Source organism: Nocardioides sp. (genome assembly GCF_030655615.1).
Classification (GTDB): domain Bacteria; phylum Actinomycetota; class Actinomycetes; order Propionibacteriales; family Nocardioidaceae; genus Nocardioides.
In genome coordinates, this window is the sequence record NZ_JAURVJ010000014.1 from 23,935 (window position 1) to 30,343 (window position 6,409).

Annotated in this window: 8 protein-coding genes; 7 read left to right on the plus strand and 1 reads right to left on the minus strand. The window is 76.3% G+C overall.

Features of this window, described 5'->3' with window-relative positions; genetic code table 11:
• Positions 1–23: 23 nt before the first annotated feature.
• From Q7T52_RS01065 to rimI, 7 genes are read left to right on the plus strand one after another with little or no spacing between them, the layout of a single operon-like run.
• Positions 24–1,430 carry a bifunctional ADP-dependent NAD(P)H-hydrate dehydratase/NAD(P)H-hydrate epimerase gene (locus Q7T52_RS01065; RefSeq protein ID WP_304798750.1) on the plus strand — a complete coding sequence of 469 codons (1,407 nt, stop codon included), beginning with the start codon at positions 24–26 and terminating at the stop codon, positions 1,428–1,430.
• Positions 1,427–2,569 carry an alanine racemase gene (alr, locus tag Q7T52_RS01070; protein WP_304798753.1) on the plus strand — a complete coding sequence of 381 codons (1,143 nt, stop codon included), beginning with the start codon at positions 1,427–1,429 and terminating at the stop codon, positions 2,567–2,569. The genes Q7T52_RS01065 and alr overlap by 4 nt, the downstream gene beginning before the upstream one ends.
• Positions 2,566–3,642, plus strand: a complete 1,077-nt coding sequence (locus Q7T52_RS01075) for an alpha/beta fold hydrolase (RefSeq protein ID WP_304798756.1) — start codon at positions 2,566–2,568, stop codon at positions 3,640–3,642. Before alr ends, Q7T52_RS01075 begins: the two co-directional genes overlap by 4 nt.
• A gap of 2 nt (positions 3,643–3,644) precedes the next feature.
• The gene (gene tsaE, locus Q7T52_RS01080) at positions 3,645–4,544 is read left to right on the plus strand and encodes a tRNA (adenosine(37)-N6)-threonylcarbamoyltransferase complex ATPase subunit type 1 TsaE (RefSeq protein ID WP_304798759.1); all 900 of its coding nucleotides are present in this window, start codon (positions 3,645–3,647) and stop codon (positions 4,542–4,544) included.
• The gene (locus Q7T52_RS01085; RefSeq protein WP_304798762.1) at positions 4,541–5,110 is read left to right on the plus strand and encodes an isochorismatase family protein; all 570 of its coding nucleotides are present in this window, start codon (positions 4,541–4,543) and stop codon (positions 5,108–5,110) included. Before tsaE ends, Q7T52_RS01085 begins: the two co-directional genes overlap by 4 nt.
• Positions 5,111–5,120: 10 nt before the next feature.
• Positions 5,121–5,762, plus strand: a complete 642-nt coding sequence (gene tsaB, locus Q7T52_RS01090) for a tRNA (adenosine(37)-N6)-threonylcarbamoyltransferase complex dimerization subunit type 1 TsaB (protein WP_304798765.1) — start codon at positions 5,121–5,123, stop codon at positions 5,760–5,762.
• Positions 5,759–6,229: a ribosomal protein S18-alanine N-acetyltransferase gene (gene rimI / locus Q7T52_RS01095; RefSeq protein WP_304798768.1), complete on the plus strand. Its 471-nt coding sequence runs from the start codon at positions 5,759–5,761 to the stop codon at positions 6,227–6,229. Before tsaB ends, rimI begins: the two co-directional genes overlap by 4 nt.
• Here the strand turns inward: rimI and Q7T52_RS01100 are convergent.
• Positions 6,226–6,409: hypothetical protein (locus tag Q7T52_RS01100; RefSeq protein WP_304798771.1), on the minus strand; the 184-nt coding region annotated here is incomplete at its 5' end. The two genes, rimI and Q7T52_RS01100, sit on opposite strands and share 4 nt — an antisense overlap.

Below are 6,409 nucleotides of genomic sequence, written 5' to 3' on the forward strand. Positions count from 1 at the left end.
GCCCCGCCACTACGGTGGGGCCGGTGAGGCAGGCACACACGGTCGAGCAGGTCCGCGCCGCCGAGGCGGCCCTCATGGCGACCCTTCCCGACGGCGTCCTGATGCAACGGGCGGCGCACGGGCTCGCGCACGCCGTGCTCGACCTGCTCGCGCCCGGCACCTACGGGCGCCGGGTCCTGCTCCTCGTCGGCTCCGGCGACAACGGCGGCGACGCGCTGCACGCCGGCGCCGTGCTCGCCCGTCGCGGCGTCGCGGTCACCGCATGGCTGCTGTCCGACCACGCCCACGACGCCGGCCTCGCCGCGCTGCGCGCCGCCGGTGGTACGTCGACCACGTCGGCTCCCGCCCACCGTCCCGACGTCGTCGTGGACGGCGTCGTGGGCATCGGCGGGCGGCCCGGGCTCCGGCCCGAGGCGACCGCCGCGCTCGCCGGCCTGGCCGGCGTGCCCCTGGTCGCCGTCGACACCCCGAGCGGCGTCGACGTCGACACCGGCGAGCTCGACGGCGCGCACGTCAGCGCGGACCTCACCGTCACCTTCGGCACCCACAAGGTCGCCCACCTCGTCGACCCCGCGGCGGCCGCGTGCGGGGCGGTGCACCTCGTCGACATCGGGCTCGGCCCCCACCTCCTCGCCCCGGCGGTCGAGGCGCTCCAGGCCGCCGACGTCGCGGCCCTGCTGCCGCGCCCGGTCGGCGACGCCCAGAAGTACTCCCGCGGCGTCGTCGGCGTCCGCGCCGGCTCCGAGACCTATCCCGGCGCCGGCCTGCTGTCGGTCGGCGGCGCGAGCTGCGGCCTGGTCGGCATGGTGCGCTACGTCGGGGACGACGCCGTCCACGACCTCGTGCGCGAGCAGCACCCCGAGGTCGTCGGCGCGGGCCGGGTGCAGGCGTGGGTCGTGGGCTCGGGCAGCGGCGACGGGGCGGCCGGCACCCTGGCCGAGGCTCTCGCGGACGGCGTACCGACCGTCGTCGACGCCGACGCACTCGTCCACGCACCCCGCGACGGACGCATCGGCGCCGACGCGATCCTCACCCCGCACGCCGGCGAGCTCGCCCGGATGCTCGACGTCGAGCGTGACGTGGTCGAGGCCCGCCCGCTGTCCCACGCGCGCATCGCCGCCGACACCTACGGCTGCGTCGTGCTGCTCAAGGGCCGCCACACCCTCGTCGCCCACCCCGACGGCCGCGTCCGCGCCACCACGACCGGCACGCCCTGGCTCGCCACCGCCGGAGCCGGCGACGTGCTGGGCGGGCTGGTCGGCGCCCTGGCCGCCGCCGGCCTCGAGCCGTTCGACGCCGCGAGCGTCGGGTCGTGGCTGCACGGGGCCGCCGCGACCACCGCCTCGGCCGGCGGTCCGATCACCGCGGGAGACGTGGCGCGCGCGCTGCCGACGACCGTCCGGGCGTTGCTGCGAGAATCGAGCCCATGACCCGGGCCGAGATCGTCGTCGACCTCGACGCGGTGCGCCACAACGTGCGCACCCTGCGCGAGCTCACCGGCGTCGCGATGATCACCGTGGTCAAGGCCGACGCCTACGGCCACGGCATGCTCCCGGTCGCCCGCGCCGCCCGTGAGGCCGGCTCGGAGTGGCTGGCCGTCGCGACCCTCGACGAGGTGCGCGCGCTGCGGGCCGCCGGCGACACCGGCCCGCTGCTGACCTGGCTGACCGTCCCGGACGAGCACTACGACGACGCCATCCGCGCCGACGTCGACCTCACCGCCTACTCCGTCGCCGAGCTCGACGAGATCGCTGCCGCCGCGACCTACGTCGGCGCCCCGGCGCGCGTGCAGCTCAAGGTCGACACCGGCCTCCACCGCGGCGGCGCCTCCCGGCCCCACTGGGAGCCCTTCCTGGCCCGCGCCCGGGCCGGTGAGGAGGCGGGGTCCTGGACCGTCACCGGCATCTGGTCCCACTTCGCGTGCGCCGACGAGCCCGACCACCCGGCCAACGACGCCCAGCAGGCGGCCTTCGACGACGCCCTCGCGCTGGCCGCCTCGATCGGCCTCGAGCCCGAGCTGCGCCACCTCGCCAACTCGGCCGCGGCGATCCTGCGCCCGCAGGCCCGCTACGACGCCGTGCGGGTCGGGCTGGCGACCTACGGCCTCGACCCGGCGCCCACCGTGGCCCACGGCACCGACCTGCGCCCCGCCATGACCGTGCGCGCCGAGCTGGCGCTGGTCAAGCAGCTCGAGGCCGGCGACGCCGTGTCCTACGGCCACACGTGGACCGCCCCCGAGCGCACCACCGTCGGCCTCGTCCCGGCCGGCTACGCCGAGGGCGTGCCCGTCGCGGGCAGCAACCGTCTCGAGTTGGCCGTCGACGGCAAGCGCCGGGCCGTGCGCGGCCGCGTCTGCATGGACCAGGTGCTCGTCGACCTCGGCGGCGACACCCCGCCCGAGGGCAGCGAGGTCGTGCTCTTCGGACCGCCCGGCGACGGGCGCGCCACGGCCCAGGACTGGGCCGAGGCCTGCGGCACCATCAACTACGAGATCGTCACGCGCATCGGAGGACGCATGCCCCGTCGCTACGTCGGAGAAGTCGTCGGACAGCCGGGAGGGGCGTCGTGACCACCAGTCGCCGCCGCTGGCTGCTCGGCTCGATCGGGGGCGCCGTCGGGCTCGCTGCCGCCGGCACCGCCGTCGGGATCCTGCGCCAGCAGCGCTCGGTGAGCCTCGACGCCGGCGAGAGCGTGCCGTTCGGGTCGCTGCGCACGAGCCCCGTCACCGTGGTCGCCGACGACGGCCTCCCGCTCCACGTCGAGGTCGAGGACGTCGACGGCAAGCCCGCGCGCGGCCAGGGCCGCACCCCGCCGGTCACCCTCGTGTTCATCCACGGCTACTGCCTCAACCTCGACTCGTGGCACTTCCAGCGGGCGGCCTACCGCGGGCTCGTCCGCGCCGTCTACTACGACCAGCGCTCCCACGGCCGCTCGGGCCGCTCCGACCGCGAGCACGCGACGATCGACCAGCTCGCCCACGACCTCCGCTCGGTCATCGAGCAGGTCGTCCACGACGGGCCGGTCGTGCTGGTCGGGCACTCGATGGGCGGGATGACGATCTGCGCGCTCGCCCAGCACTACCCCGAGCTGATCGGCGACAAGGTCATCGGCGTCGCGCTGGTCTCGACGACCGCCGGCGGCCTCGACCCCAGCCGCATCCTGCTGCCGATGCTGCCCGCGCGGCTCACCGGCCGCGCGACCCAGCGGGCCGTCGCGACCCTCGCGGTCGGGCACGGTGCCGTCGACCAGGTCCGCCGGGTGGGCCGCTACATCGCCAACGCCGCCACCCACCGGTTCGCCTTCGGGGGCGACGTACCCCACTCCTACGTGTCGTTCGTCGACGACATGCTGTCGGCCACGCCGTTCGAGGTCGTCGCCGACTTCTTCCCGAGCTTCGGCAGCCTCGACAAGTTCGACCACGTCGAGGTGCTCGACGCCGTGCCGGTCTCGATCATCTGCGGCACCGCCGACAAGCTCACGTCGGTCGGCCACTCCCGCAAGCTCCACGCGCGCATCCCGGCCTCGCGGCTGCTCGAGTGCGAGGGCGCGGGCCACATGGTGCCGATCGAGCGCCACGACCAGGTCAACGCCGAGCTGGACCAGCTGATCACCGCCGCCACCACCCGGGCCGCCGCCCGGTGAAGGTGACGGTCCGTCGCGTCGGACCGGAGTCGGCCGCGATCGTCCTCGACATCGTGCGCGAGGCCTTCGGCAGCCGCCCGCCGCTCGACCCGCCGGCCGACGCGCTGCGCGAGACCGAGTCGTCGATCGCGACCCGGCTCGCGCTCGGCGGCGGCCTCGTCGCGCGCCTGGACGGCGAGCCCGTCGGGGCGCTGATCATGGACGCCGTCGGCGACTCGGTCTACCTGCGCCGCTTCGGCGTCCTGACGTCGGCGCAGGGCCACGGCGTGGCCGGCGCGATGATCCAGGCGGCGTCCGAGGCCGCGGTCGGGCGGGCCTGGCTCCGGGTCGTCGCGCGCGAGGAGCTGCCGCGCACGGTCGGGTTCTGGGCGCACCGCGGGTTCACCCAGACCGACCGCAACTCGCCCTACGTCGAGCTGGTGCGGCCGGTGCCGTCCTTCCACCACGTGCCGACCGCCGAGGACATGCGGGCCCTCGGGGCGCGGGTGGCCCAGGACCTGCGGCCCGGCGACCTCGTCGTCCTCACCGGTGACCTCGGGGCGGGCAAGACGACCTTCACCCAGGGCCTCGGGCTCGGGCTCGGCGTGCAGGGGCCGGTGACCTCGCCGACCTTCGTCATCGCGCGCGAGCACGCGACCCGGGGCACCGGGCCCCAGCTCGTGCACGTCGACGCCTACCGCCTCGGCGGCGCCGCCGAGCTCGACGACCTCGACCTCGACACCGCCTTCGACGACGCCGTCACGGTGGTCGAGTGGGGCGAGGGCATCGCCGAGGACCTCGCCGACTCGCGCCTGCAGGTCCGCATCAGCCGCGACCCCGCCGCCGGCGTCGACCCCGACGCCGAGCCCGACCCCCGCACCGTCGAGATCCTCCGCCTCGGTCCGCGGTGGGCCCGGACGTGAGCGTCCCGGCGACCGCGCTGGTCGTCGTCGACGTCCAACGTGCCCACGTCGAGCACGACCCGCCCCCGCACGACGTCGACGGTCTCCTCGCGGCCGTGCGCACCCTGCTCGCCGCGGCCCGCGCCGCCGGCGCGCTGGTCGTGCACGTCCAGGACGTCGGCGACGCCGACCCCCGGTTCCCGCTCGACCACGGCGAGGACGACGGCGACCAGGGTGGCCGCGCGCTCGTGCTCGACGTGCGTGCCGGCGAGCCGGTCGTGCGCAAGCGGCTCGACGACCCGTTCGTCGACACCGACCTGGCCGGGATCCTCGCCGGGCACGCGGTCGTCGTGGTCGCCGGCCTCCAGTCGGAGATGTGCGTCGCAGCCACCGCCCGCGGGGTGGTCGCGTGCGGTGCCGCCGTCGTCCTGCCCCACGACGCCCACTCCACCTGGGACGTCCCGGCCGGGCCGGCCGGGGCCGCGATCCCCGCCGACCACGTCCGCCGGGTCGCCGCCTGGTCCCTCGGCGACGACGCCCACCTGCCGCTCACCTCGGTCGAGGTCACGTTCGCGGCCATGCCCTAACGTCGTCGCCGTGCTGCTCGCCTTCGACACTGCCTCGCCCCAGGTCTCCGTGGCCCTGCTCGACGACGCCGGCACGGTCGTGGCCGAGCTGGTGTCGGCCGAGACGATGCGCCACGGCGAGCAGCTCGCCCCGCTGATCGAGCAGGTCCTCGCCGCTGCCGGCGCCGACCGGCTCGACGTGACGGCCGTGGCCGTCGGGGCCGGACCCGGCCCGTTCACCGGGCTCCGGGTCGGGCTGGTCACCGCGCGCACGCTGGGGTTCGTGCTCGACGTGCCCGTCTACGGCGTCTGCAGCCTCGACGCCCTCGCCCTCGAGGCCGTCGAGACCGGGGTCGTCGACGGGTCCTTCGTGGTCGCGACCGACGCGCGCCGCAAGGAGGTCTACCTGGCGACGTACGACGCCGACGGCGCGCGCACGAGCGGCCCCGCCGTCGACCGCCCGGACACCGTCGCCACCGACGCGCCGGTGGTGGGGGAGGGCGCGCTGCTCTACCCCGACGCGTTCCCGCACGCCGTCGGCCCGGTCCGGCCCAGCGCCGGGTGGCTCGGGCGCGCGGTCGTCGAGGAGCGCGTCGAGCTGCTCGACCCCGAGCCGCTCTACCTGCGCCGTCCCGACGCCGAGGTCCCGCGCGCGGCGAAGCCGGTCTCGTGATCCGCGTCGCCGACGCGGCCGACGCCGACGCGCTCGCCGACCTCGAGGCCGACAACCTCGGCGACGACGCGTGGTCCCCAGGGCTCGTGGCCGCCGGCGTGAGCGGCGAGCTGCCGACCGTGACGTGGTGGGCGGCCGAGATCGGGTCGGTCGTCATCGGCTACGCCGTCGCCAGCATCGTCGCCGACATCGCCGAGCTGCAGCGCGTCGCGGTCGACCCGGCCCACCGGCGTAGGGGCGTGGCACGAGAGCTCCTCGACGAGGTGCGACGGGTCGCCCGCGCCGAGGGCGCTGACCGGCTGCTGCTCGAGGTGCGCGAGGACAACGCCGGGGCGATCGCGTTCTACGCCGACCTCGGGTTCGTCGAGATCGACCGGCGCCGGCGCTACTACCGCGACGGCGCCACCGCGATCGTGCTGCGGCTGCCGCTGGTCACCGGCTGCGGCTCGTCGGGCTCGTCGGGCTAGTCGAGGACCTCGGGCGCCACGCCCTCGTCGTCGATCCAGCCGTTGCCGTCGTCGAACAGGTCGCGCTCGCGCGCCTCGCGGTCGCGGTCCTTGCCGCGTCGGCGACTGCCGGCGCCCGCCGCGCCGGTGGCGGCACCGCGTCCGGCGGCCCCACGGCCCCCGGCCTTGCCGGCCTTGCCG